At 71.9% G+C, this 24971-nt stretch carries 23 protein-coding genes and 1 riboswitch; of the genes, 17 read left to right on the top strand and 6 right to left on the bottom strand.

Annotation, left to right across the window (positions count from 1 at the left end; all coding sequences use genetic code 11):
- Window positions 1–61: 61 nt before the first annotated feature.
- Entirely contained in the window at window positions 62–1309 is a 1248-nt protein-coding gene (locus ACIQZO_RS14475; RefSeq protein WP_403625240.1) for an MFS transporter, read from the bottom strand.
- Between the two features lie 52 nt (window positions 1310–1361).
- Between ACIQZO_RS14475 and ACIQZO_RS14470 the strand changes: the two genes are divergently transcribed.
- On the top strand, window positions 1362–2513 hold the full coding sequence (locus tag ACIQZO_RS14470; protein WP_403625237.1) for an ROK family protein: 1152 nt from the start codon (window positions 1362–1364) through the stop codon (window positions 2511–2513).
- Between the two features lie 174 nt (window positions 2514–2687).
- Here ACIQZO_RS14470 and ACIQZO_RS14465 read toward each other — a convergent pair whose 3' ends face one another.
- The 3 genes from ACIQZO_RS14465 to ACIQZO_RS14455 all read right to left on the bottom strand — a co-directional run bounded on the left by ACIQZO_RS14465 (window position 2688) and on the right by ACIQZO_RS14455 (window position 6864).
- On the bottom strand, window positions 2688–3443 hold the full coding sequence (locus ACIQZO_RS14465) for an SDR family oxidoreductase (protein WP_403625234.1): 756 nt from the start codon (window positions 3441–3443) through the stop codon (window positions 2688–2690).
- A 52-nt stretch (window positions 3444–3495) separates the two neighbouring features.
- The gene (locus ACIQZO_RS14460; RefSeq protein WP_403625231.1) at window positions 3496–4395 is read right to left on the bottom strand and encodes an RNA polymerase sigma-70 factor; all 900 of its coding nucleotides are present in this window, start codon (window positions 4393–4395) and stop codon (window positions 3496–3498) included.
- A gap of 96 nt (window positions 4396–4491) precedes the next feature.
- Entirely contained in the window at window positions 4492–6864 is a 2373-nt protein-coding gene (locus ACIQZO_RS14455) for a chitinase C-terminal domain-containing protein (RefSeq protein ID WP_403625228.1), read from the bottom strand.
- 286 nt (window positions 6865–7150) lie between these two features.
- Window positions 7151–7281, top strand: a riboswitch (FMN riboswitch).
- A 150-nt stretch (window positions 7282–7431) separates the two neighbouring features.
- Between ACIQZO_RS14455 and ribD the strand changes: the two genes are divergently transcribed.
- The 10 genes from ribD to ACIQZO_RS14405 all read left to right on the top strand — a co-directional run bounded on the left by ribD (window position 7432) and on the right by ACIQZO_RS14405 (window position 16094).
- Window positions 7432–8571 (top strand): bifunctional diaminohydroxyphosphoribosylaminopyrimidine deaminase/5-amino-6-(5-phosphoribosylamino)uracil reductase RibD, encoded by a 1140-nt coding sequence (ribD, locus tag ACIQZO_RS14450; protein WP_403625225.1) that lies wholly within the window; start codon window positions 7432–7434, stop codon window positions 8569–8571.
- Window positions 8572–9195 carry a riboflavin synthase gene (locus ACIQZO_RS14445; RefSeq protein WP_403625223.1) on the top strand — a complete coding sequence of 208 codons (624 nt, stop codon included), beginning with the start codon at window positions 8572–8574 and terminating at the stop codon, window positions 9193–9195. It begins immediately after the preceding gene.
- Entirely contained in the window at window positions 9192–9845 is a 654-nt protein-coding gene (locus tag ACIQZO_RS14440) for a nicotinamide riboside transporter PnuC (RefSeq protein WP_403625220.1), read from the top strand. The genes ACIQZO_RS14445 and ACIQZO_RS14440 overlap by 4 nt, the downstream gene beginning before the upstream one ends.
- Window positions 9842–11131 (top strand): bifunctional 3,4-dihydroxy-2-butanone-4-phosphate synthase/GTP cyclohydrolase II, encoded by a 1290-nt coding sequence (locus ACIQZO_RS14435; protein ID WP_403625218.1) that lies wholly within the window; start codon window positions 9842–9844, stop codon window positions 11129–11131. The genes ACIQZO_RS14440 and ACIQZO_RS14435 overlap by 4 nt, the downstream gene beginning before the upstream one ends.
- Before the next feature lie 72 nt (window positions 11132–11203).
- Window positions 11204–11689, top strand: a complete 486-nt coding sequence (ribH, locus tag ACIQZO_RS14430; protein ID WP_351596345.1) for a 6,7-dimethyl-8-ribityllumazine synthase — start codon at window positions 11204–11206, stop codon at window positions 11687–11689.
- A 35-nt stretch (window positions 11690–11724) separates the two neighbouring features.
- Window positions 11725–12006 (top strand): phosphoribosyl-ATP diphosphatase, encoded by a 282-nt coding sequence (locus ACIQZO_RS14425; RefSeq protein WP_327261486.1) that lies wholly within the window; start codon window positions 11725–11727, stop codon window positions 12004–12006.
- A 56-nt stretch (window positions 12007–12062) separates the two neighbouring features.
- Window positions 12063–12911: an ATP phosphoribosyltransferase gene (gene hisG / locus ACIQZO_RS14420; RefSeq protein ID WP_403625214.1), complete on the top strand. Its 849-nt coding sequence runs from the start codon at window positions 12063–12065 to the stop codon at window positions 12909–12911.
- 71 nt (window positions 12912–12982) lie between these two features.
- Window positions 12983–13447 (top strand): PH domain-containing protein, encoded by a 465-nt coding sequence (locus ACIQZO_RS14415; RefSeq protein ID WP_403625748.1) that lies wholly within the window; start codon window positions 12983–12985, stop codon window positions 13445–13447.
- 200 nt (window positions 13448–13647) lie between these two features.
- Entirely contained in the window at window positions 13648–15054 is a 1407-nt protein-coding gene (locus ACIQZO_RS14410) for a hemolysin family protein (RefSeq protein WP_403625211.1), read from the top strand.
- The gene (locus tag ACIQZO_RS14405; protein WP_403625208.1) at window positions 15051–16094 is read left to right on the top strand and encodes a hemolysin family protein; all 1044 of its coding nucleotides are present in this window, start codon (window positions 15051–15053) and stop codon (window positions 16092–16094) included. The genes ACIQZO_RS14410 and ACIQZO_RS14405 overlap by 4 nt, the downstream gene beginning before the upstream one ends.
- A gap of 113 nt (window positions 16095–16207) precedes the next feature.
- On the opposite strand, the gene ACIQZO_RS14400 is transcribed toward ACIQZO_RS14405, so the two are convergent.
- Window positions 16208–18136 carry an AAA family ATPase gene (locus tag ACIQZO_RS14400; protein WP_403625205.1) on the bottom strand — a complete coding sequence of 643 codons (1929 nt, stop codon included), beginning with the start codon at window positions 18134–18136 and terminating at the stop codon, window positions 16208–16210.
- A gap of 422 nt (window positions 18137–18558) precedes the next feature.
- Window positions 18559–19146, bottom strand: coding sequence for a uridine kinase (locus ACIQZO_RS14395; protein ID WP_403625202.1), 588 nt, complete (start codon window positions 19144–19146; stop codon window positions 18559–18561).
- Between the two features lie 131 nt (window positions 19147–19277).
- Between ACIQZO_RS14395 and ACIQZO_RS14390 the strand changes: the two genes are divergently transcribed.
- The 6 genes from ACIQZO_RS14390 (at window position 19278) to ACIQZO_RS14365 (ending at window position 24968) form a co-directional block, all read left to right on the top strand.
- Window positions 19278–20648 (top strand): C39 family peptidase, encoded by a 1371-nt coding sequence (locus ACIQZO_RS14390; RefSeq protein ID WP_403625199.1) that lies wholly within the window; start codon window positions 19278–19280, stop codon window positions 20646–20648.
- A 97-nt stretch (window positions 20649–20745) separates the two neighbouring features.
- Window positions 20746–21177: an SPW repeat protein gene (locus ACIQZO_RS14385; protein WP_403625196.1), complete on the top strand. Its 432-nt coding sequence runs from the start codon at window positions 20746–20748 to the stop codon at window positions 21175–21177.
- A gap of 201 nt (window positions 21178–21378) precedes the next feature.
- Entirely contained in the window at window positions 21379–21531 is a 153-nt protein-coding gene (locus ACIQZO_RS14380) for an SCO1431 family membrane protein (protein WP_403625193.1), read from the top strand.
- A gap of 141 nt (window positions 21532–21672) precedes the next feature.
- A complete protein-coding gene (locus ACIQZO_RS14375) occupies window positions 21673–22362 on the top strand; it encodes a TetR/AcrR family transcriptional regulator (protein ID WP_403625190.1) in 690 nt (229 codons plus the stop codon).
- A 147-nt stretch (window positions 22363–22509) separates the two neighbouring features.
- Window positions 22510–23682 (top strand): acyl-CoA dehydrogenase family protein, encoded by a 1173-nt coding sequence (locus ACIQZO_RS14370; RefSeq protein WP_403625187.1) that lies wholly within the window; start codon window positions 22510–22512, stop codon window positions 23680–23682.
- Window positions 23683–24461: 779 nt separating this feature from the next.
- On the top strand, window positions 24462–24968 hold the full coding sequence (locus ACIQZO_RS14365) for a DinB family protein (RefSeq protein ID WP_403625184.1): 507 nt from the start codon (window positions 24462–24464) through the stop codon (window positions 24966–24968).
- Window positions 24969–24971: the final 3 nt, after the last annotated feature.

The raw sequence follows: 24971 nt of genomic DNA, 5'->3' as shown, positions 1-24971 counted from the left end.
TACTGCTCACACATCGAGGCCGCAGCGCACGGAGTACGTGCAGCTGCGGCCGGTCGACATACTACGGCCGGGTTTGGGCAGGTTCGTCGAGGTCGGTGGCCCCGGACCCGGCCGTGGCCCCGCCGGGATCGCCCCCAGCCTGCCCGACCGGTGGCCCCTGGCGCAGTACCGTCGCGCCCGCGATCAGTGCGAACGCCAGCAGGGTGACCAGCCCGAAGGACACCACCAGCGAGGTCGCGTCCGCCACCGCGCCGATCGCCGACGGCGCGATCAGTCCCGAGGTGTACGTGATCGTCGCGACACCCGCGATGGCCTGCGCGGGGGCCGGCCCGCTGCGCCCCGCCGCCGCGAAGGCCAGCGGGACCACGACCGCGATACCCAGCCCGATCAGCCCGAAACCGGCCAGTGCACCAGCCGGATGGCGCACCCCGACCACGAGCAGCCCGCCCAGGGTGGCCACTACCCCGCCGACCCGGACCGTGCGCACCGCCCCGAACCGGTCCACCACGCGGTCGCCGACCAGCCGGGCCACCGCCATGGTCAGTGCGAAGGCGGTGGTGGAGGCGGCCGCCAGGCCGGCGTCCGTGTGCAGGACGTCCCGCAGGTAGACGGCCGACCAGTCCAGGCTCGCGCCCTCGGCGAACACCGCGCAGAATCCGACGGCCCCGATGAGCAGCGCCGACTTGGGAGGCAGCGCGAAGTGCGGCGGCGCGGTGGCGCCCTCGTCGCTCCTCAGGTCCAGCACCCCCTGTGCGGCGACCAGCCCGACCGCCGTGAGGGCCAGGGCGGCGATCAGGTGGTGCAGCCGGGCGTCGGCCCCGGTGTGCGCGGCGACCGTGCCGGCGGCCGAGCCGAGCAGGGCGCCGACGCTCCACATGCCGTGCAGCGAGGACATGATCGAGCGGCCGAGCCGGTTCTCCGTCTCCACGCCCAGCGCGTTCATCGCCACGTCCGACATCCCGGCGGTGGCTCCGTAGACGAAGAGGACGAAGCACAGGGTGGGCAGGTTCGGGGCGAGGCTCGGCAGGATCAGCGAGAGGGTCCACAGCGAGAGCAGCACCCGCAGCGAGGTCCGGGCGCCGAGCCAGTGGTTGATCCGGCCGGCCAGCGGCATCGCGAGGGCCGCGCCCAGGGCGGGGAAGGCGAGGGCCAGGCCCAGGGTGCCCGGGCTGAGCTGGGCGTGCTCCTGGATCCAGGGGATGCGGGTGGCGAAGGAGCCGGTGACGGCGCCGTGGGTGCAGAAGACGGCCGCGATGGCGTAGCGGGCATGGCGCAGACGCGCCGGGCTGAGGTCGGTGTCCCCGGTCATGGGATTAAACTATCAGGGACCCTGCCTGATAGATAACGGCCAGACTCCTAGGATGGGCGCCGTGACTCCTGCCCCCACCCCGGTAACGTCCCCCGCCTCGCCCAGCACGGCCCGGGCCATCAACGACCGCCTCGCGCTCCAACTGCTCCAGGAATCCGGGCCGCTGACGGCCAACCAGCTCAAGGCGATGACCGGCCTCTCGCGCCCCTCGGTGGCCGACCTCGTCGACCGGCTCACCGAAGCCGGACTCATCGAGATCGCCGGCGAATCCGGTGAACAGCGCCGCGGCCCCAACGCCAAGCTGTACGGGATCGTCGCCGACCGCGCCCACCTCGCCGCCCTCGACGTGCGCACCGACCGGGTCACCGCAGTCGTCACCGACCTCCTCGGCCGGACACTCGCCGAAGCCGCGCTGCCCGTCGGCGCCCCCGAGGACGCGGTGGCGGCCCTGCTGTGCACCGCGCGCGAGGCCGGCGCCGCCGAACTGCACACCGTCGTCATAGGCGCCCCGGGCCTGGTCGCCCCGGCCACCGGCGAACTCCGCGACACCTCCGGCCTGCCCGCCTGGCACCGGGACCTGGTCTGCGCCCTGCAGCGGAGCCTGCCCGCCGTGGTCGTCGTCGAGAACGAGACCAACCTCGCCGCCCTCGCCGAGCAGCGCCTCGGCGTCGCACGCGACCTGGACTCCTTCGTCCTGCTGTGGCTCGGCGCCGGCGTGGGCGCGGCTGTGGTCCTGGACGGCCGGCTGCGCCGGGGCGCCTCCGGCGGGGCGGGCGAGATCGGCTTCCTCCCGGTGCCCGGTACGGGCGGACTGCCGTCGGCCGCGGACTGCGAGGGCGGATTCCACGCCCTGGTGGGCCGCGAAGCGGTGACCGCGCTGGCGCGCGAACACGGCTTCGCGGGACCGGCGGAGGAGGCCGCGGCCGGGGCCGCGGGCGAGGCCTTCCTCGAAGCCCTGGCCGAGCGCCTCGCCCTGGGCGCGGCGGCGGCCGCGGCGATCCTGGACCCCGGATGCGTGGTCCTGGCGGGCGAACTGGGCCGCGCCGGCGGCCCCGCCCTGGCCGCGAGGGTCGCCGACCGCGTGGCGAAGCTGACTCCGGTCCCGACGGAGATCCGCGCGACGACCCTGGGTGACCCGGCGGTCCTGGCGGGAGCGCGACTGGCGGCGCGGGAGGCCGCTCAGGCGGTGCTGTTCGGGGGGTAGGAGGGAAGCCGGCGGATCAGAACGGCTCGCAGCCCGGCCCGACCGGCCCGACCGGACCGATCTCGCCGCGCTCCGCCGGTTCGGCCGGGTCCTGCGGCTCGAGGAACTCCGGCGCGTCCGCTCCGACGTACCGGAGCCACGGGAGCCACCGGAGCCGCCGCGGCACCACCCCGGCTACCGCCCCCGTCCCGCCGCGAACTGCGCGAACGTCTCCCGCCCCACCGCGTGGGACGGCGACAGGTGGCCGCCCCGCTTGAAGGCCGCGTAGGTCTTGCCCGCCAGGGGGACCGGGAGCACCCGGCGGTGGCGGCCCGTTGCCGCCAGGTAGGTGCGGGCCAGGTCCGCCAGGGTGTGGATCTCCGGGCCGCCCATGTCCGTGACCCGGCCCGACGGGGTCGGGACCGCGAGCTGCGCCAGCCGGTCCGCGACCTCCTCGACGGCGATCGGCTGCACCCGCACCCCGCCGGGCACCAGTACCGGCAGGAGCGGCGGTTTCGCCGCCGTGTCCACCAGCTGCGCCACCAGGTTGTGGAACTGCGTCGTGCGCAGGACGGTCACACCGGGCCCGGAGCCCTCCAGCAGCCGCTCCACCCGCAGCTTCGCCCGGTAGTAGCCGAGCGGCACCACGTCCACCCCGACGATCGAGATGTAGACGATGTTGGTGACGGTCCCCGCCCGCCGGGCCGCGTCGATGAGGTGCCGGGTGGCGGCCTCGTCGTTCCTGCCGGCGCCGCGCGTGTCGCTCGCGCAGTGGACGATCACCTCCGTGCCCGCCATCGCCGCGTCCAGCCCCCTGCCGTCCATCAGGTCGACCGGGTGCTCCGCGGCGTGCCGGCTCAGTACGCGGACATCGTGGCCCGCGTCGCGCAGCCGCGCGACGACCGGCACCCCGAGGGTGCCGGTGCCTCCGGTGACGAGGATGGTGCTCATGGGGTCCGCCTTTCGCCGATGTGATCCTTCAGCAGCGGGGACCGGACAGCTCTCAGGAATGTGACAGCTGGCGCTGGAGGAATTCCAGCTTCTCCGGGTTGAGTACCGTGCTGATGCCGCTGACCAGCCCGTTCTCGAATTCCACCAGAAGAACGGCCTCCTCGCCGAACAGCAGCGCGGGCGATCCGTTGATCTCTACGAAGCCGACCGGCAGGTCCCCGGCGTACTTCTTGAGCACACCGACCGCGAACCGGGCCACCTTCTCGCGCCCCAGGATCGGCCGCAGCGCCGCGCTGACCACGCCGCCGCCGTCCGAGACGAACCGGACGTCGGCCGTCAGCAGCCCCTCCAGCCGGGCCAGGTCCCCGCCGCGCGCCGCCGTCATAAAGGTCTCCACGAGGCTCCGCCACCGTTCGGGGTCCGGCTCGGAGCGCCGCTCCTCAGGGGTCACCCGGTCCGTGGCCACCCGGCCGGCCGCCCGCCGGTAGAGCTGCCGGCAGTTGACCTCGGTGAGGTCCAGGACGGCGGCGATCTCCCGGTGGCTGTAGGCGAACGCCTCGCGCAGGACGTAGACGGCCCGCTCGACCGGGGTGAGCTGCTCCAGCAGCAGGAGCAGGGCCATCGACACGCTGTCCCGCTGCTCCGCGGACTCCAGCGGGCCGAGGGCGCCGTCCCCGGTCAGGACGGGCTCCGGGAGCCAGGGGCCGACGTACTCCTCCCGCCGGACCCGCGCCGAGGTGAGGGCGTTGAGGCAGAGGTTCGTGACGACCTTGGCGAGCCAGGCGCCCGGGTACTCGATGCTCTCGCGGTCCGCGGACGCCCAGCGCAGGTAGGCGTCCTGCACGATGTCCTCGGCCTCCGCGGCGGAGCCGAGCATGCGGTAGGCGATGCCGAACATCCGGGGACGGTTTTCCTCGAAGTCCGCGTCGGACGCGGTGACGTGTGTGATCACCTCAGCAGCGTACGAGGCCGGGTGCCCGCGGAACGCGCGAGGACCCGGTGGCCGCCGGGCCACCGGGTCCTCACGTTCACTCACACCTCATGAATGTCAGCAGGCGCCCTGGTCCTTCCAGACACCCCACTCACCGGTGGTGCCGGGCTCCTCGTTCTGCGTCCACCACTGGGCCTTCCAGTTGCGGCCCTTGTGGGAGACGAGGTTGCCGCTGTTGTAGACCGTGCCCGCCACGTACGCCGGGTTGGTGCAGGTCCCGCCCGGAGGCGTGGTGGGCGGGGTCGTGGGGGGAGTGGTCGGCGGGGTGGTGGGAGGAGTGGTGGGAGGAGTGGTGGGCGGCTGGGTGGAGCCGGGCTGCACCAGCGTCGTGCCGCGCGCCAGGTCCCCGGCGAGGGCGTAGCTGGTGCCCGAGATGTTCACCGTCCAGTTGGAGGGGGTGGACACCGGCAGGTAGTAGTTGAAGGCCAGGTCGACGGAGGCGCCCGGGGCCAGGGTCTGCCAGGCCGGGAGCTTCAGGGAGACCCGCTGGAAGTCGCCCTTCAGGCCGCCGACGTTGTTGCCGGTGTGGCCGCTGCTGATCACGGTGGTGCCGAAGCCGGACTGGTCGGAGGCGTTGTTCGGGGCCGAGGTGCCGTAGTCGAACTGGAACTCGGTGCCGCCGGGCAGCGTGGCGTTCGTGTTGTTGGTGATCTTCAGTTTCGGGGTGAGCGGGTAGTTGGAGTCGCCGAGCTTGAACTCGGTGAACTCCGTCCTGATGTCCACGGCCCGAGTCGGCAGCGCGGTGGCGCCCGCCTTCTTCGCGCCGTAGGGGGAGGCCGACTTGAACTTCTGGTACATCGTGTCGGTGAGCGTGTCGCCCACCTCGTACTGGCCCTTGGCCGCGTTGTAGGCGTAGTCGCCCGCGAGCTCCCAGACCATCGTGCCGCCGATGCCCTTGTTGACCACGTAGTCGGCCTTGGCGGCCACCGACTGCTCGTCCTCCGTGGAGAGGAAGACCTTCTTCTGCGCGTTCCACAGCCACGGCGCCACCAGGGTGGAGTCGTACTTGCGGACGTAGGTGCCGGTCAGCGTGGTGTTCGCCGGGAAGCCGTACGAGGTGACGTAGTCGCCGACGACGCCCTTCTCCAGGTTCTTGGCGTGCCACATCGGGTTGGAGCCCGCCGGGGACTCGACCCCGTTGGTGTCCTTGTCGTGCCACAGGTTGTCGATGCCGACCGCGCCGTCGCCGCACTTGGTCAGGCCGGCGCCGGCCGGGCAGGTGGTCGCGGCGGCCTTGCCCCACAGGCCGTCGGTGCCGCCCTGCACGTTCTTGAAGCCGCGGGTGTAGTAAGGCAGGCCGATGTTGATGCGGCCGCCCGGCATGGAGCCGCGGAAGTAGTGGTACGCCCAGTCGGTGTTGAGGTAGCCGACGCCGCCGTACTGGGAGGTGGAGTAGACGCCGGCGGCGGCGAGTTCGCCGTCCTTGCCGTCGTCGAAGAGCGAGGCGTTGGGCCCGACGTACTCGTTCCAGGCGCCGTGCAGGTCGTAGGACATGATGTTGACGTAGTCCAGGTACTTCTGGACCTGGAAGGTCTCCATGCCGCGCAGCAGGTAGCCGGAGGAGGGCGCGGCGACGGAGAGCAGGTAGTGCTTGCCGTCGGCGGCGCCCGCGCGGTCGAGCTTCTCGCGCAGCGACTTCATCAGGGCGGCGTAGCCCTGGACCAGGCCGGCGCGGCGGGCGTTGGCCAGCTGCCAGTCCAGCGGGTTGCCGGCGTCCTTCATGGTGGTCGGGTACTCGTAGTCGATGTCGACGCCGTTGAACCCGTACGTGCGGACGAACTCGACCGAGGAGTCGGCGAAGGTGTCGATGCCGGCCTGGTTGACCGAGCCGTCGGCGTTCGTGGCCATCGAGTAGAAGCCGCCGGAGGCGACCCGGTTGCCGTCGTCGCCGAAGTAGCCGCCGGTCTCGGCCCAGCCGCCGACCGAGATGAGCGTCTTGACGTTCGGGTACTGCTTCTTGAACTTCGTCAGCTGATTGAAGTGGCCCTTGTAGGGGAGGGCCGGGTCCATCTCGGCGCCCGCGACGCCGGGCCAGGTCATCCCGGTGGCGGCGTTGTTCGCGTTGTTCGCGCCGACCGAGATCTTGTTGTCGGAGCCCACGTGGGCGAAGGCGTAGTTCAGGTGGGTGACCTTGGACCACGGGATGTTGTTGGCGAGGTAGGCGGGGGTGCCGTCCTTGCCGGTGCGCCAGCCGGTGAAGTACCCGATGACGCGGCGCTGGTGGTCGGCGCCCATCTTCTCGCGGCCTTCGCCGTCGTAGACCGAGCAGTAAGGGACGTCGACGCCGGCGGTCTTGTAGAGGCCGTCGGGGCGACAGCTCTCGTTGTCGGCCGCGTGCGAGACGCCCGCGGAGAGCCCGCCCACCAGGAGTCCGGCGATTGCGGCGCCGGATGCCAGGAGCATCGCTCTCGTACGTGTGGGGGACAGCATTGTGCCTCCTGGGGAGGGGAGGATGCAGGACACAACTGGACACAACATGTGGCAACAGGGGTGGTGCGGAAGCGTGTTGGCCCGTGACGTGCGCACATCTGACGGGCTGTTCCCGGGAAGATGAAGGGAACGTTAAGAGGACTAGACCACCGCGTCAATAGGTCTGGACCAACCCCGCCCCACTTGACAAAGTCCGCACGGGTGGTGACCTGATGTGAGCCAGGCCACACCACATCGCTCGCATGGCCGGCGATCGCGCGTGGCAGACTGGCTGGAGTACCAGTAGCAGCGCACTCCGGGGTCGGTGCAATTCCGAACCGGCGGTTATAGTCCGCGACCCGTCCGCAGCCAGCGGCCGGTTGACCAGGTGAGATTCCTGGACCGACGGTTAAAGTCCGGATGGGAGGCAGTGCGCGGCGGGCCAGTCACCGGTACGCCGCCGTCGGCGGTTCGTCGGCATATTCCTACGGATATGCCCGGTCGAACCGTTTTTCCGGCCTCGGCGTCCCCCTGTGCGCTGTACCGCTTCATCTGTCGTATCCCGACAGGCCCCGGAGTCCGTGCCCGATGAGGCAGGAGGACCCGGTGGCGACACACGCCGCGCACGCAGCACCCGACGCGGACACCCGTGCCATGCGCCGAGCCATCGAGCTCGCCGCCCGTGGACTCGGCTCCACCAGCCCCAACCCGGTCGTCGGCTGCGTCATCACCGACGCCTCGGGCGCCGTCGTCGGCGAGGGCTGGCACGAGCGGGCCGGCGGCCCGCACGCCGAGGTCCACGCCCTGCGCACGGCAGGCGCGGCCGCCCGCGGCGGCACCGCCTACGTCACTCTCGAACCCTGCAACCACACCGGGCGTACGGGGCCCTGCGCCCAGGCGCTCGCGGACGCCGGGATCGCCCGCGTGGTCTACGCCGTCTCCGACCCGAACCCGCAGGCCAGCGGAGGCGCCGCCACCCTGCGCGCCGCCGGGATCGGCACCGCGGCCGGACTCCTCGCGGACGAGGCCGAGGCGGGCAACGCCGCCTGGCTGACCTCCGTACGCCTCGGCCGGCCGCACGTCACCTGGAAGTACGCCGCCACCCTCGACGGCCGCAGCGCCGCCGCCGACGGCAGCAGCCGCTGGATCACCTCCTCCGAGTCCCGCGCCGACGTCCACCGGCTGCGTGCCGAGAGCGACGCCGTCCTCGTGGGCGGCGGCACCCTGCGCGCCGACGACCCGCACCTCGCGGTGCGCGGCGTCGAGGGCTCCGCGCAACCCCTGCGGATCGCCCTCGACACCCGCGCCGCGATCGCGGCGACCGCCCGCATCCTCGACGACGCGGCGCCCACCCTGCTCGTCGTGGGAGAGGACGCCGACACCCGGCACCTGACCGGCGTCGAACTGCTCCGGCTGCCCCTGCACGACGGCCGCATCGCCGTCCAGGACCTCCTCGCCCGCCTGTTCCTGCGCGGCGTGCGCTCCCTCCTGCTGGAAGGCGGGCCCACACTGGCCGGCACCTTCCTCGAGAGCGGCGCCGTCGACCGCGTCATCGGCTACCTCGCCCCGGCCCTCCTCGGCGCGGGCCCCGCGGCCCTCGCCGACGCCGGAATCAAGAACATCTCCGGTGCGTTGCGCCTCGACATCACCGAGGCCGTCCGCATCGGCCCCGATCTCCGCATCACCGCAGTCCCCGTCCCCGCCACCCCCGCCACCAAGGAGCACTGAGTGTTCACCGGAATCGTCGAAGAACTGGGCGAGGTCACCGCTGTCGAGCAGCTCGAGGAAGCCTCCCGCTTCCGGCTCCGCGGCCCTCTCGTCACCGAGGGCGCCAAGCACGGCGACTCCATCGCGGTCAACGGCGTCTGCCTGACCGTCGTGGAGACCGCGGACGGCGAGTTCACCGCCGACGTCATGCAGGAGACCCTCAACCGCTCCAGCCTCGGCGCCCTCACCAAGGGCTCCCGGGTCAACCTGGAGCGCCCGATGGCCCTCGGCGGACGCCTCGGCGGCCACCTGGTCCAGGGGCACGTGGACGGCACCGGCGAGATCCTCTCCCGGACTCCCTCGGAGCACTGGGAGATCGTCCAGGTCGCCCTCCCGAAGAACCTCTCCCGCTACGTGGTCGAGAAGGGCTCCATCACGGTCGACGGCGTCAGCCTCACTGTGGTCGAGGCCGCCGCCGACTGGTTCACCATCAGTCTCATCCCCACCACTCTGGCGCTGACCACCCTCGGCCTCAAGCAGAGCGGCGACCCCGTCAACCTGGAGGTCGACGTCCTCGCGAAGTACGTCGAGCGCCTCCTGGCCGCCGGAGTGGACCCGCTGCACACGACGGGAGAAGCCCGGTGAGCGCCCTGACCTGGCTCAACGCGGAGGCCTTCACCGTCTTCGGCCAGAAGGTCATCTGGTCCGACATGATCGGCAACCTGATGGGCCTGGCCGCGCTCGCCCTCGGCTGGCGCCGCTCCATATGGACCTGGCCCGCCCAGCTCCTCTCCGGCCTGATCCTCATCGCCGCCTACGCCTCCGCACACCTCGCCGGCGGCGTCGGCAAGCAGCTCCTCGTCATCGGCGTGGCCGTGTGGGGCTGGCGCGCCTGGCAGCTCGGGCGCCAGAAGGCCCAGGACGGCTCCATCGCCGTGCGCACCGCCTCCTGGAAGGAGCGCGGGCTGCTCCTGGCGGGCGCGGCGCTCGGCACCCTCGCCGTCGGCGGCCTCTTCACGCTCTTCCCGGACCTTTCGTGGAGCCCGTGGGCCGACGCGTACATCTTCGTCGGCACCATCGTCGCGATGGTCGCCCAGGCCCGCGGCCTCGTCGAGTTCTGGTTCGCCTGGCTCCTCGTCGACCTGGTCGGCGTCCCGCTCGCCTTCAACGGCGGCCTGGTCTTCTCCGGCCTCGTCTACGTCGTCTACTTCGCCCTCGTGCTGTGGGGCGCCTACGACTGGTACCAGCGCTCCCGCACCACCCCCGCCCCGGCCCTGGAAGGAGCAACGGCATGACCAGCCTCAAGCCCGTGCCCGACATCCCCGAAGAGGCCTTCCGCCTCGACCCCGTCGAGCAGGCCATCCGCGACATCGCGGCGGGCCGTCCCATCGTCGTCGTCGACGACGAGGACCGTGAGAACGAGGGCGACCTCGTCATCGCCGCCGAGAAGGCCACCCCCGAGATCATCGCGTTCATGATGAGCGAGTGCCGCGGCCTGATCTGCGCCCCCATGGAGGGCGACGAGCTGGACCGGCTCGAACTCCCGCAGATGGTCCAGAACAACACCGAGTCGATGCAGACCGCCTTCACCGTCTCCGTCGACGCGAGCGCCGCCCACGGCGTCTCCACCGGCATCTCGGCCGCCGACCGCGCCACCACCCTGCGGCTGCTCGCCGACGGGGTTTCCGAGCCCGGCGATTTCGTCCGCCCCGGCCACGTCTTCCCGCTGCGCGCCAAGCCCGGCGGTGTCCTGGTCCGCAACGGCCACACCGAGGCCGCCGTGGACCTGGCCCGCCTCGCGGGCCTGCGCCCGGCCGGCGCCATCGTGGAGATCGCCGGCGAGGACGGCGTCATGCTGCGCCTGCCCGAGCTGATCCCCTTCGCCCGCAAGCACGGCCTGACGATCATCTCCATCGAGGACCTGATCGCCTACCGCCGCTCCGCCGAGCCCACCGTGCGCCGCGAGGCCGAGGTCAGCCTGCCGACCGCCTTCGGCGAGTTCACCGCGTACGGCTACCGTTCCACCGTCGACGGCGTCGAGCACGTGGCCCTGGTCCACGGCGAGATCGGCGACGGCGCCGACATGCTGGTGCGCATGCACTCCGAGTGCCTGACCGGCGACATCTTCGCCTCCCAGCGCTGCGACTGCGGACCCCAGCTGCACGCCTCCATGGAACGCATCACCTCCGCGGGCCGCGGCATCGTCGTCTACCTGCGCGGCCACGAGGGCCGCGGCATCGGACTCCTGTCCAAGCTGCGCGCGTACGAGCTCCAGGAGCGCGGCCGCGACACCCTCGACGCCAACCTGGAACTCGGCCTGCCCGCCGACGCGCGCGACTACGGCGCCGGCGCCCGGATCCTCGCCGACCTCGGCGTGCACAGCGTCCGCCTGATGACGAACAACCCCGAGAAGTCCGACGCCCTCGTCCGGCACGGCATCACGGTCACCAGCCGGGAGTCGATGCCGACGGAGGCCGGCGAGCACAACCTGCGGTACCTGCGCACCAAGCGGGACCGGATGGGCCACGACCTGCCCTGGCTGGAAGGGCCCGTCACCACCTCCGCCTGCGGCAACCAGTAGCCGCGCACCACCACCCGTACATATATCCACCACCGATCACCCACCCATCACGAACCACCGAGGAGCAGAGCTGTGAGCGGCAAGGGCGCACCCGAACTGAGCGTGAAGAACTGCGGAGACCTGCGAGTCGCCGTGATCGCGGCCCAGTGGCACGAGAAGGTCATGGACGGACTGGTCGAAGGAGCCCTGCGGGCCCTGCACGAGCTGGGCATCGACGAGCCCACCCTGCTGCGCGTCCCCGGCAGCTTCGAGCTCCCGGTCGTGGCGAAGGTACTGGCCGGTCGCGGTTACGATGCCATCGTCGCCCTCGGAGTGGTCATCCGCGGCGGCACCCCGCACTTCGACTACGTCTGCCAGGGCGTCACCCAGGGCCTGGTGCAGGTGTCGATCGACACCGGAGTCCCCGTCGGCTTCGGAGTACTGACCTGCGACAACGACGAGCAGGCGCTGGACCGAGCCGGCCTCGAGGGGTCGAACGAGGACAAGGGGCACGAAGCGGTCACCGCCGCCGTCTCCACCGCCATGACCCTGCGCACCGTCAGCGAACCCTGGCGCTGAGTGGCGACGGGCTACCCCGTATTCTGAGGACCATCATGGCGAACGAACCCTCCAAGACCTTCGAAGAGCTCTTCACCGAGCTCCAGCACAAGGCCGCCAACGGCGACCCCGCTACCTCCCGCACCGCCGAGCTCGTCCACAAGGGCGTCCATGCCATCGGCAAGAAGGTCGTCGAGGAGGCCGCCGAGGTCTGGATGGCCGCCGAGTACGAGGGCAAGGAAGCCGCCGCCGAGGAGATCTCCCAGCTGCTCTACCACGTTCAGGTGATGATGGTGGCGCGCGGGATCTCCCTCGACGACGTCTACGCGCACCTCTGAGCACGGCACGCACACCCCGCCCGCAATCCCGAAATCCACGCACCAAAGGAAGCCCCATGCTGCGCATCGCCGTCCCCAACAAGGGTTCACTCTCCGGACCGGCGTCGGCGATGCTCCATGAGGCCGGCTACCGGATGCGCAAGGAGTCCAAGGAGCTCGTGGTCGTCGACCCCGAGAACGAGGTGGAGTTCTTCTACCTCCGCCCCAAGGACATCGCGATCTACGTCTCCTCGGGCAAGCTCGACATCGGCATCACCGGCCGCGACCTGCTGCTCGACTCCGGTGCCAGCGCCGAGGAGATCCTCCCGCTGAACTTCGGGCGCTCCACCTTCCGCTACGCCACCATCCCCGGCACGGCGAAGGGCCCCGAGGACTTCACCGGGATGACGATCGCGACCTCGTACGAGGGAATCGTCGCCAAGCACCTCGCCGAGCAGGGCATCGATGCCTCCGTCGTCCACCTCGACGGAGCCGTCGAGACCGCCATCCAGCTCGGCGTGGCGCAGGTCGTCGCGGATGTCGTCGAGACCGGCACCAGCCTGCGCAACGCCGGACTGGAGGTCATCGGCGAGCCGATCATGACCTCCGAGGCCGTCGTCATCCGCAGCAATGCCTCCGACCCCGAGGACCCGCGCGCCCAGCAGTTCCTGCGCCGCCTCCAGGGCGTCCTGGTGGCCCGCAGCTACGTGATGATGGACTACGACTGCCGCGCCGAGCACCTGGAGCGGGCGGTCGCCCTCACCCCCGGCCTGGAGTCGCCGACCATCTCCCCGCTGCACAACGAGGGCTGGGTCGCCGTCCGCGCGATGGTCCCCGCCAAGGAAGCCCAGCGGATCATGGACGACCTGTACGAGCTCGGCGCGCGCGCGATCCTCACCACCTCGATCCACGCCTGCCGCCTCTAACGGTGTCCGGCGTGCCGCACACCGCCGCGCCGCACACCGACCCGCACGTCACCTCCAGAAGGCAACGCACCATGGCCGAGTCCGCCGCCCAGCCCGTCACGCCCGCCCTGCCGGTCACCTTCCGGCCGACCCGCACCCGGGTCGTCCTGCTGGGCGTCGGCCTCGCCATGTTCACCACCATCACGGCCATCGCCCTGCTGCTGGAGAACCTCAGCCCCGGCGAGCGGATCAGCTTCGTCTTCACCGCCGTCCTGCTGAGCTCCGTACTCGTCCTGCTCAGCCGCCCCAAAGTGGTCGCCGACGAGGCCGGCGTCACCGTGGTCAACCTCACCACCACCCGGCGCCTGGAGTGGGCCCAGATCCTGCGGGTCAACCTCCGCCCCGGCGACCCGTGGGTGTTCCTCGACCTCAGCGACGGCACCAGCCTGCCCGCCCTCGGCATCCAGCCGGGTGTCGCCAAGCAGCAGGCGATCGGCGACGCCCGCGCCCTGCGCGCACTGGCCGAGGCACGCGGAACGGGCGGACACGACCACTGAGTCGGCAGATCCTCCCGGCTGCGTACCGTTGCGGCCGGGATCTCAATGACTACCCTGGTGGCGGGGCGCAGGTGTGCGCCCTCCCACCGGCCCCGGGACCTCGTGGCCCGTGGGCACCTGCAACTTGAGGAGTGACTCCCTCCAGCAATGGACGGATCGTCCGGTAGTACCCGCGCCGCCCTCCCCCCGGAGGCGGCGGCATGACCACCCCGCTACTTCTGCTCGCGGCGGCCTTCGTCCTCATCCTCGCCAACGGTTTCTTCGTGGCGGCCGAGTTCGGCCTCGTCACCGTGGAGAGACCCGAGGCCGAGCGCGCCGCAGCCGACGGTGACCGCCGTGCCCGCACGGTGGTCAAAGCCCTGGGGGAGCTGTCCTTCCAGCTCTCCGGCACCCAGCTCGGCATCACCATCACCTCCCTCGTGGTCGGCATGCTCGCCGAGCCCGCCCTCGCCGCACTGCTGGCCGGGCCGCTCGGCGCGACCGGCCTCCCGAAGGGAGCCGTCTCCGGCGTCGCCGTCGTCATCGGCATGCTGCTCGCCTCCGCCGTCCAGATGGTCGTCGGCGAGCTCGTCCCGAAGAACTGGGCGGTCTCCCGGCCGCTCCAGGTGGCGCGCTTCGTCGCCGGCCCCCAGAACGGCTTCTCCCGCGTCTTGCGACCGGTGATCGCCGGCCTCAACGCCGTGGCCAACCGCCTCGTACGGGCGCTCGGCGTGGAACCGACCGAGGAGATGGCCTCCGCCCGGACCCCCGGCGAGCTGCTCTCCCTGGTCCGCCATTCGGCCCAGGCCGGCGCCCTGGAACAGGACACCGCCGAACTCTTCGTAAGGACCCTCTCGCTGGGCGGGCTCACGGCCCAGCACGTCATGACCCCGCGGGTGAAGGTCAGCGCCCTGATGCACACGGCCACCGCGGCCGACGTGCTCAACCTGACCCGCGCCACGGGCCTGTCCCGGTTCCCGGTCTACCGCGACCGCATCGACGAGATCACCGGCGTGGTCCACCTCAAGGACGCCCTCGCCGTGCCCGAGTCGGAGCGCGACCGCACGTCCGTGAGCCGGATCTGCGTCGCCCCGCTGCTGGTGCCCGGCTCCCTGCCGGTGCAGCCGCTGCTGGAGCGGCTGCGCAGCGAGCAGCCGATGGCCGTGGTCGTCGACGAGTACGGCGGCACCGCCGGCGTCGTCACGCTGGAGGACATCGTGGAGGAGCTCGTCGGCGAGGTCCGCGACGAGCACGACCTCGCCGAGGACGACAGCCCCGAACTGGCCGCCGTGGCGGCGGAGGACGGCCGCCCCTCCTGGGAGGCCGACGGCAGCTGCCGGGTGCAGACCCTGCGCCGGATAGGCCTCGAAGTGCCCGAGGGCCCCTACGAGACCGTCGCCGGGCTCGTCGCCGACCTCCTCGGCCGGATCCCCGCCCCCGGGGACCGGGCGGAGCTCCCCGGCTGGAAGCTGTCCGTCCGCCGCGTCGGCCGCAACCGCGCCGAGCGGGTCCGGCTGGTCCGGCTCGCGGCGGTGCCCGCCGCCGGTACGTACCGGTCCGCGTCCGGGACCGACGGCGCGCCCGCGTTCGAACCCGAGCGGGCCGAGCTGGAAGGCGCCGCCCGATGAACGCGCTCCAGCTCCTCTTCGCCCTGCTGCTGGTCCTCGCCAACGGCTTCTTCGTCGGCGCCGAGTTCGCACTCGTCTCCGTACGGCGCAGCCAGATCGAGCCCCTCGCGGCCGAGTCCAAGCGGGCCCGCCAGGTGCTCCACGGCCTGGAGAACCTGCCCCGCATGATGGCCGCGGCGCAGTTCGGCATCACCATCTGCTCGCTCACCCTGGGCGCGGTCGCCGAGCCCACCGTGGCCCGGCTGCTGGAGCCCGTGTTCCACGCCGTCCACGTACCGCAGGGGCTGATCCACCCCCTCGGATACGCCTTCGCGCTCGGCGCCGTGGTCTTCCTGCACCTGGTGATCGGCGAGATGGTGCCGAAGAACCTGGCCATGGCCGCCCCCGAGAAGACCGCCCTGTGGTTCAGCCCCGGCCTGGTCGCCTTCGCCCGCCTGTGCGGGCCGGTCACCACCGCGCTCGGGGCCTGCGCCAAGCTCGTCCTGAAGCTCTTCAAGGTGGAGCCCAAGGACGAGGTCGAGGCCGTCTACACCTCCGCCCAGCTGGGCCGGCTCCTCCAGGACTCCAGGCAGGCCGGGCTCCTGGAGGCGGTCGAGCAGGAGCGCCTGGAGGACGCGCTGGAACTGGGCAGCCGCCCGGTCACCGACGTCCTCCTCGGCCCGGACCGGCTGGTCACGGTCGGCCCGGAGGTGACCCCGCGCCAGATCGAGCAGCTCACCGTGCGCACCGGGTACTCCCGCTTCCCCGTCCGCGCGGAGAGCGGCGCCTTCATGGGCTACCTGCACGTCAAGGACGTACTGGACCTGGAGGACCGGGAGCGTGCCGTGCCCCAGCGGGTCTGGCGCCGGATGACCACGCTGAACGCCACCGTCCCGCTGGACGACGCCCTCGGCGTCATGCGCCGGGACGCCACACACCTCGCGCAGGTCGCGGACGCGGGGGGCCGGGTCCTGGGCCTGGTCGCCCTGGAGGACGTCCTGGAAATGCTGGTCGGCGAGGTCCGCGACCCGTCCCACCGCGCGTACGTCCGGGGCGCGTAGCCGGCCGGCATTCCAAGGGCTCCGCCCCGGACCCGGTCCTCGAACGCCGGACGACTGGAACATCCAGCCGCGCCGGCGGTTGAGGCGCGGGGTCCGGGGCGGAGCGCCCGGGGCTACGGCGCCGGCGGGTCCGGGCGTTCCTGGGGGCCGCGGCCCGACAGGACCTCCCCGTACGCCTGCATCAGATCCGCCAGCCGGAGCGTCGCCAGGTCGTCCCGCGACGGCTCACCCGCGAAGCCCGCCAGCCGCAGGTCCCGGTACGCGCAGCTCTTCTCGTACAGGGTCCGCAGGAACCGGCCGTTGCCGAGCTCGTCGATCCAGCCCTGCTCCACCACGTGCCCGCTGATGCTGCGCAGTTCCTCCAGCGCCTCCTCGTCCCAGTGGTCCCCGTTCGCGTCCGCCAGCACCCCGCCGATCGCGGTCAGTTCCAGCGGCCGGTAGCTGGGGAAGTCCACCCGGGTGGTGAAGCGCGAGGACAGTCCCGGATTGGTGGCGAGCAGCCGGTCCATCCCGGCCGGGTAGCCCGCCAGGATCACCACCAGGTGGTCCCGGTTGTCCTCGGCCCGCTTCAGCAGCACCTGGAGGGCCTCGTCGCCGTACGCGTCGCCCTTGCTGTAGCCCGAGTTCGACAGCGAGTACGCCTCGTCCACGAACAGCACCCCGCCGATCGCCGAATCGATCAGCTCGTTCGCCTTCACCGCGGTCTGCCCGAGGAACTCGCCCACGAGGTCGGCCCGCTGGGCCTCCACCAGATGGTCGCCGCCGAGCAGCCCCAGCGCGTAGAAGACGCGGCCCAGGATCCGGGCGACCGTCGTCTTGCCCGTTCCGGAGGGCCCGGAGAACACGAAGTGCCGTTTCGGCGGCTGCACCGGCAGCCCCTGACCCGCCCGCAACCGCGCCATGTGCAGCTGCGCGGACAGTGCCTTCACCTGCCGTTTGACCGGCTCCAGGCCCACCATCCGCTCCAGCTCCGCCAGGGCCTCGGCGAGCGCCGCCGGATCCGCCGGCCCGGCCGGCAGCCCCGCGGACGCGCCCTGCGGCGGGACGGACACCTTGCGCCGTGCCCCCGCCGCCCGCCCCGTCGGGGGAGGAGGCGGAGTCAGCGGGTCCGGCTCCACCTGGCCGTCCGCCGCGATGTCCTGGACGGGCCCGCCCGGCCCGCCGCCCAGCGCGACGGCCGCGAAGTCCCCGCCGGCCGGGGACGGGCCGTGCCCGGCGTAGCCCCCGTACCCGGCGTACCCCGCGAGGCCCGCCAGATCGGCCACGCCGTCGGTGTCGTCGCCGTCCTCGATGGCCGTCAGCCGGGCCGCGGTGTCCATGAACGAGGGATCCACCCGGTGCACCGCCCGGTACAGCGGCAGCGCCGCCGCACTGCGCCCGGTGCCCTCCCGCGCCCGCGCCAGCCAGTAGCGCAGTTCCTTGCGCTGGGGCTGCTCGCTGCGACACCGCATCAGCGCCGCCGCCAGCATCGGCTCGGCCTGCCCGTACATCTCCAGCCGGACCCGCGCCATCCCGCCGAACAGCCCGGCCTCGATGCCCAGCAGCTGATCGTTCACCAGCGGCTCGGTGTGCCGGACCAGCTGCTCCCAGTCCTTGACCAGGTAGGCCCGGCAGGCGTGCAGGAACCGTACCTGCGCGTCGGTGTCCACCGGCGGCAGCGCGGCCAGCGCCTGGTCCAGCTCCGGTACGTGGCGGCCGTCCAGCCAGTGCGAGGCATGGGCGAGGAGCAGGTCCCGCCGGCTCTCCAGCACCGGTTGCACCCACCAGCCCAGCCAGTACCAGGAGTTCAGCGTCCGCCGGTGCCGGGCGCGCTGCTCGCCGAACCGCTCCCGGTGGGCGTACATGCGAAGTAACGCGTTGCTGGTGTCGACCCGCAGCGCGTGCAGACCCAGCCATGCGTCGGCCATGGAGGGGTCGAGTCGTACGGCCGCCCGGAACTCCTCCTCGGCCTGCGGATAGGCGCCCATCGTGCAGGCGTCGACCCCGCGCAGCCAGGCGAGTTCGGCCGGGGCGTGCATGCTGCCCGGCGTGCCGAAATCCATCACGTCCCCCACAAGCCTGCCCCCGTGGTGCGCGGCAACCCCTGTGACGAGCACATGAGTTGCCCACTGCGCCGATGAAATCAGGGCTGCATCGTACCTGCGGTCACGCACCTTACGTAGGGCGCGACAGGCACCGTTCCGGCGCGCGCCCCTCGGGCATCCGGTGACTCAGGGTGAATGATCGGGGCGGATCGGCCTCGCGCGACACCGCCGGGGAGGGGTGCGCGGGCAGAACGAAGCCCCCGATCACGGGGGAACAACCGGGGGCCTCGTGTCCGCGTCGGCCGGTGAAGGCCTCGCATTGAGAACGTAAGGCCGGTGCGGGCCCCGGGTCAAGCGGGTCGGCGGGGCCCGGCGGCGCCGGTTTCCGGGGCCGTTCAGGCCCGGGGGAGTCCGTCACGCCCGGTGACGGAAGCATTGGTTCATGCCGTCGCTGGGGTCCCGGAAGACCACTCGTATCCCGTACCGCTCTGTCGTACCAGGGTGTCGGCGAAGGGGCGCGAAGGGTCGTTGGAGAAGTGCGCGCGCTCCGCGCGCTCCCATCCGTCCCAGAAGTCGGAAAGTTCACGCCCGTCCCGGTTTCGCCCCCGCTGCCAGGACTCCTCGAGAGGCGTCTGCATCCACAGGAGCCGCGCCAGACACGGGCGCAGCGCCCGCCGCCCGGCACCCACCCCCTCGACCAGCAGCAACGGCGCCGGCTCCAGCACCCGCTCCGGCCCGAAGCGGCGCTCCACCCAGTCGTACGGGGCCCAGTGCGCGGGCCGACCGGCGGCGAGCGGCTCCAGCACCTGCGCGCGCAGCCGCTCCTCCCAGCCGAACAGCTCCTCGTGGGTGGCCACGTCGTCCAGGTGCAGCACGGGCGCCCCGAGCAGCCCGGCGAGCCGCCCCGCGAAAGTGCTCTTCCCGGATCCCGCGTGCCCGTCGATCCCGATCAGGCGCACCGGGCCGAGGGAGGGCGCCACGGCGGCGAGCTCCCGCGCGAGTGTCTCGAGTGACGGCTGCGGCTCCACCCGACCAGCCTAGACAAGCCCGACACGACCCGTGGCTTCGGGCCGCCGACGCCGGGAACTGGAAGGGTGATGCCACCCACGTGCCACCGAAGTCCCGCCGAAGCGCCGACCCACCCTGGGGGAACCACGCGATGACCGAACCCACGCCGCGCAGGGCCGTACTCGTCGCCGCACTGGCGGTCGCCGCCGCGGCCACCGCCGCCACCGTCCCCGGCGGCAGCGCCTCGGCGGCCGCCCCCGCGGCCGCGGGGGTGACGGGCCCCACCGTCGACAACCGCTTCTGGTACTCCTACGCCCACTGGCTCGCCGGCACCCACCGGGGCACCACCGCCGTCGGCGGAGACCGCCCCGGCCTGGAGATCGCGGCGGCCGTCGGCCGCACGGAGTACGCCGACCCGCACACCGGGCGCAAGGCCACCTGGGAGTACGCCACCTGGACCTCCCCGGTGCACCGCTCCGCCGTGCCCGCGACCGAGGCCATCGCCTCCTGGAACGCCCGCACCCCGGCCGGCACCTGGATCCAGATCGAACTGCGCGGCACCTACACCGACGCCACCACCACCCCCTGGTACGTGATGGGCCGCTGGGCCTCGGGCGACGGCGACATCCGCCGCACCTCGGTGGACGGGCAGACCGATGGTCGGTCCACCGTCGGGACCGACACCCTGGCCCTCGACAGCCCGGCGGCCACCGCCGGCCTGCGGATCGCGGCCTGGCAGCTGCGGCTCACCCTCCACCGGCGGCCGGGCGCCGAACGCGGACCCACCGTATGGCTCGCGGGCGCCATGGTCTCCGACGTCCCGGACCGCTTCACCGTCCCCGCCTCCGTGCCCTCCGCCCGCACCGCCCGCGAGCTGAAGGTCCCGCGCTACTCGCAGGAGATCCACGCCGGCCAGTACCCCGAGTACGACAACGGCGGGGAGGCCTGGTGCAGCCCCACCTCCTCCCAGATGATCGTCGAGTACTGGGGCGGCCGGGCGGCCCCCTCCGCCACGGCCTGGGTCGACCCGAAGTACCCCGACCCGCAGATCTGCCACGCGGCCCGCTCCACCTACGACGCCGCCTACAAGGGCTGTGGCAACTGGCCCTTCAACGCCGCGTACGCCGCCACGTACCCCGGGCTGGCCGGCGTCGTCACCCGGCTCACCTCCCTGGCCGACCTGGAGACCCTGGTCGGGGTCGGCATCCCGGCCATCACCTCGCAGTCCTTCCGCCCGGACGAGCTCTCGGGCGCGGGCTACGGGACCGCCGGCCACCTGATGACCGTCGTCGGCTTCACCGCTGCCGGGGATGTGATCGCCAATGATCCCAACTCGCCCGACAACCCCGCCGTGCGCCGCGTCTACAAGCGCGCCGAGTGGGGGAACATCTGGCTTCGCACCCAGCGCACGGGAGTCTCGGGCAAGGTCACCTCGGGTTCGGGGGGCATCTGTTACCTCTACGCCCCGGCCCTTCCGAGCCGGGCGCAGATCCGTGCGCTGCGGGCGGTGGGGGTGCTGTGAGGCCTCGGTGAAATTGCCCGTTGACCAGGCGCGCGGGTAAGCGGAATATAGTGGGGTAAATGGCACATAAAGGCTTCTCAGTAGGAGGCGGCCCGCCATGACCACCCATCCCAGCATCGAGCACCACCCCGACCTCGCCGAGATGCGCACCCGGTTCGAGCGGGTGACCAGCACCCCCCGCGCGCAGGCCGTCGAAGCGCTGGCCCTGATCACGGGCCTGTACCTGGCCGCCTCGCCGTGGATCGCAGGATTCAGCGGCCTCACCCCGCTGGCCATCAACAACTTGATCGCCGGCCTGGCCTTCTGCCTGTGCATGGGCGGTCTGGGCTCCGCCTACGAGCGCACGCACGCGATGGCGTGGACGGCGGTCGCCCTCGGCGCGTGGACGATCATCGCCCCGTGGGCCATCGCCGGGGATATGGCCACGACGCGAACGGTGGTCAGCAATGTGATCGCCGGAGGAGTCGCCCTGTGCCTCGGCCTCGCCATGGCGGCCATGGCCGGCCGCAACCGCGAGACCCGCGTCTGACCGGGCGCCGCAGGAGGCGCCCGAGTGGGGCGCGGACGCAGGATGCGTGTGAGTGCCGGGTCCCGACCGAAGAGGCCGGGACCCGGCCGTCCGCCCTTTGCCAACTGTCTGGCTCTGTCCGTTTCTGTCAGTTTTTGCGTGATGCATACCACTCGTGACGTCCCTACCGCGAAAGCCGCGAACGCTGGCACATTGGACGCCATGACTGCCGACAGCGCCGCCCCCATCGCCGCCCCCCGGGACCTCGTCCGCACCGGAGGCCCCAAGGACGACTCCTCGTGGCTGGAGCACGTGCTCGGCTGGACCCTCGTGGTCGTCGTCGCCATGTTCGTCACCCAGATCGGCTGGCTCTGAGTCGGGTCACGAGGACGAGCGGCGGGTCGTCCGGCGGCGCCGTGCCCACCTCCGGTGCGCAGGGAACTGCGTGAACGAGCGCGGCGCGCAGGGTCTGCAATACTGCGGGCATCCTGTGGCGGTTCGAGGCTAGGGCTGAATTTGAACAATAGTCAACAGCGCGGAACGACAGGGCGATCCCGGGTGCGCAGGGCCGAACTCATAGCCATCGGGCGCAAGTTGTTCGCCGACACCTCGTACGACGCGCTCTCCATGGACGACATCGCCAAACAGGCAGGCGTCGCCAAGGGGTTGATCTACTACTACTTCACCAGCAAGCGCGGCTACTACCTCGCCATCGTCGAGGACTCCGTGGCGGAACTCGTCGCCCGCGCCGGCGGCGACACCGACCTCCCGAACGCCGAGCGCGTGCGCCGCACCATCGACGGCTACCTGTACTACGCCGAGCACCACCACGCCGCCTACCGCACGATCGTCACCGGCGGCGTCGGATCCGACGCCGAGGTGCTCGCCATCCGCGACTCCGTCCGCGAGGAGCTCGTCGCCACGATCGCCGAAGGTGCCTACGGACGCCGCACCCTCCCCCCGATCGCCCGCCTCGCCCTCGTCGGCTGGCTCTCCGGGGTCGAAGGGACCACCCTGGACTGGATCGGCGCACTGGACGCCCCGGACCAGCCCGACCGCGCCGGGCTCGGCGCCCTGCTGGTGCGCCAGCTGCGCGCGACACTGACAGTGATCGAGGAGTTCGTCCCGGAGTGTCCGGCACCTCCCGCTCCCGACGGACCGTTCGGTCAGCTCGGTGATCTTGCACCGGTGACGGGAAGCCCCTGATCGGGCATACTCATCCCGCCGCAGCCTCTGAACAGCCCCTTCCGTGATCCGGGAGGGCAACATCGGCTGTGGGAGTACCGAGACCCGGCGCCGCGTCCCACACCTCACGCGCCGCCGCCGTGCCCGACCAGGGAGGAGAGCGCCGCCATGACAGACCGCGCCCCGCAGCCGGTGGACCGACAGCTGCCCACCGAGGAGTCCCGGGACCTCCTCGCCCTCGTACGCGAGATCGCGCAGCGCGAGATCCGCCCCGAGGCAGCCGAGGAGGAGGACTCCGGACGCTTCCCGCGGGAGGTCTTCACCCTGCTCTCCGAGGCCGGCCTGCTCGGCCTTCCGTACCCGGGGGAATTCGGCGGCGGCGAGCAGCCGTACGAGGTCTACCTCCAGGTCCTCGAGGAGCTGGCCGCGGCCCGCCTCACCGTCGGGCTCGGCGTCAGCGTGCACTCCCTGGCCTGCCACGGCCTCGCCGGCTACGGCACCAAGGAGCAGCAGGGCGCCCACCTGCCCGCGATGCTCGGCGGAGGCCTGCTGGGCGCCTACTGCCTCTCCGAGCCGGCCGCCGGCTCCGATGCCGCCTCGCTCACCACCAAGGCGGTGCGCGACGGCGACGACTGGATCATCACCGGCACCAAGGCCTGGATCACCCACGGTGGGGTCGCCGACTTCTACACCGTCCTCGCGCGCACCGGCGCCCAGGGCCCCAAGGGCATCACGGCCTTCCTGGTCCCCGGGGACGCGGAGGGCCTGACCGCGGCCGTGCCCGAGAAGAAGATGGGCATGAAGGGCTCGCCCACCGCCCAGCTGCACTTCGACGGCGTACGGATCCCCGACGCCCGCCGCATCGGCGAGGAGGGGCAGGGCTTCACCATCGCCCTGGCCGCACTCGACGCGGGGCGCCTGGGCATCGCGGCCTGCGCCATCGGCGTCGCCCAGGCCGCCCTGGACGAGGCGCTGACGTACGCCCTGGACCGCAAGCAGTTCGGACACCCGATCGCGGACTTCCAGGGACTGCGCTTCATGTTGGCCGACATGGCCACCAAGATCGAGGCGGGCCGGGCCCTGTACCTCGCGGCGGCGCGGCTGCGGGACGCGGGCAAGCCGTTCTCCCGCCAGGCGGCCATGGCCAAGCTGTTCTGCACGGACGCGGCGATGTCCGTCACCACGGACGCGGTGCAGGTCCTCGGCGGATACGGCTACACGGCGGACTTCCCCGTCGAGCGGCTGATGCGCGAGGCGAAGGTCCTCCAGATCGTCGAGGGCACCAACCAGATCCAGCGCATGGTCATCGCCCGCCACCTGGCGGGACCGGAGACGCGCTGACCGCGGTCAGTAGAGCCCGCTGCTCGTGGTGGGCCACACCGGGGAGGACGTGAGCCGCGACCACTCCGGATCGCGTCGGCCGGGCAGGGTCCGGCCGGCGTCGGCCCACCGCGCGAGCAGATCGCGGTAGATCGGCGGATCCGGCGCAGGCTGCGGTTGCTCACGCGGACGCTGAACCGATTCTTCGAAACCCGGTGGCACCGGGCGACGCCTTCGGCCCGTTGAAGACTGAAGCATGGTCATACCCGGCCAACGCGGAACCGAAGGGCCGGGTAATCCCCGCCGAGGGGCGCCCATCCGTTCGAGGTGTCGCCGGAAGCGGGGCGGGGGGCGGGACCGAGCCGGGGGCGGGGGCGACCCGCTTTCGAGACGGGCCCACCCGGAGCGGCCGCCCGGGTCGGCGGGCGCACCAACTCGCGACGGCCTCCACACGTCTCGGCGTCCGACGGCCGTCCGGGGCCGTTGAGAGGTACTGACGGCTGATTCCTCAGCTGTTTCGTCGTGGATCCGGGTCAACGCGCGACCGACTCCACCACCAGGGACACAGACAGGGGCAATCGGTGCGAATTGGCGAGCTTTTGGCCCGCTCTCGTGCGCTGACCCGGCTTCACGACGGAATGGCCGCTGTCCCACGCTTTTCCACCCCCCGGCGGGCGCCGGACGGCCCACCGGCGCTGAATTGCTGTGGCGACCCGACGGACAAGGAGTTGGGTGGAGGAGGTTGGGTCCGTCGATAAACGCCTCGACATCGGCCGCGGTGATCGGGGACGCTTCGCGCGATGATTCGAATCGACGACACACCGCCCGCGTGGGACGAGCGTACCCAGCTCACCACGTTTCTCGACTACGCACGTGACACCTCCCGGGCCAAGTGCGATGGCATCTCTGCGGAGAACGCACGCAAGGCGCTCCTGCCGGGCTCACCGCTGATGACCATGAGCGGAGTGATCAACCACCTCCGCTGGGTCGAGTACTACTGGTTCCAAGTGGTCTTCCTCGGTGAGGAAGACCGGGGCCCCTGGACCGAGGAGGACCCCGACCGCGAGATGCGTATCGCCGTCGACTTCCCGCTCACGCAGTTGCTCGACGAATACACTGAACAGAGCGCCCAGTACCGTGAACTGGTCGCCGGGAACGGCCTGGACAAGCAGGCCCAGCGGGCCGTCCGTAACGGCCTCCACGTCGACCTGCGCTGGATCCTCCTCCACCTCACCGAGGAGACGGCCCGCCACAACGGCCACCTGGACATCCTGCGCGAGATGCTCGACGGCACGACCGGCGACTAGATC

It is taken from the genome of Streptomyces sp. NPDC097617 (genome assembly GCF_044761485.1).
Taxonomy (GTDB): Bacteria; Actinomycetota; Actinomycetes; order Streptomycetales; family Streptomycetaceae; genus Streptomyces.
The sequence above is the reverse complement of the archived record's forward strand: the minus strand, read 5'-3'. Positions and strand labels throughout refer to the sequence as shown.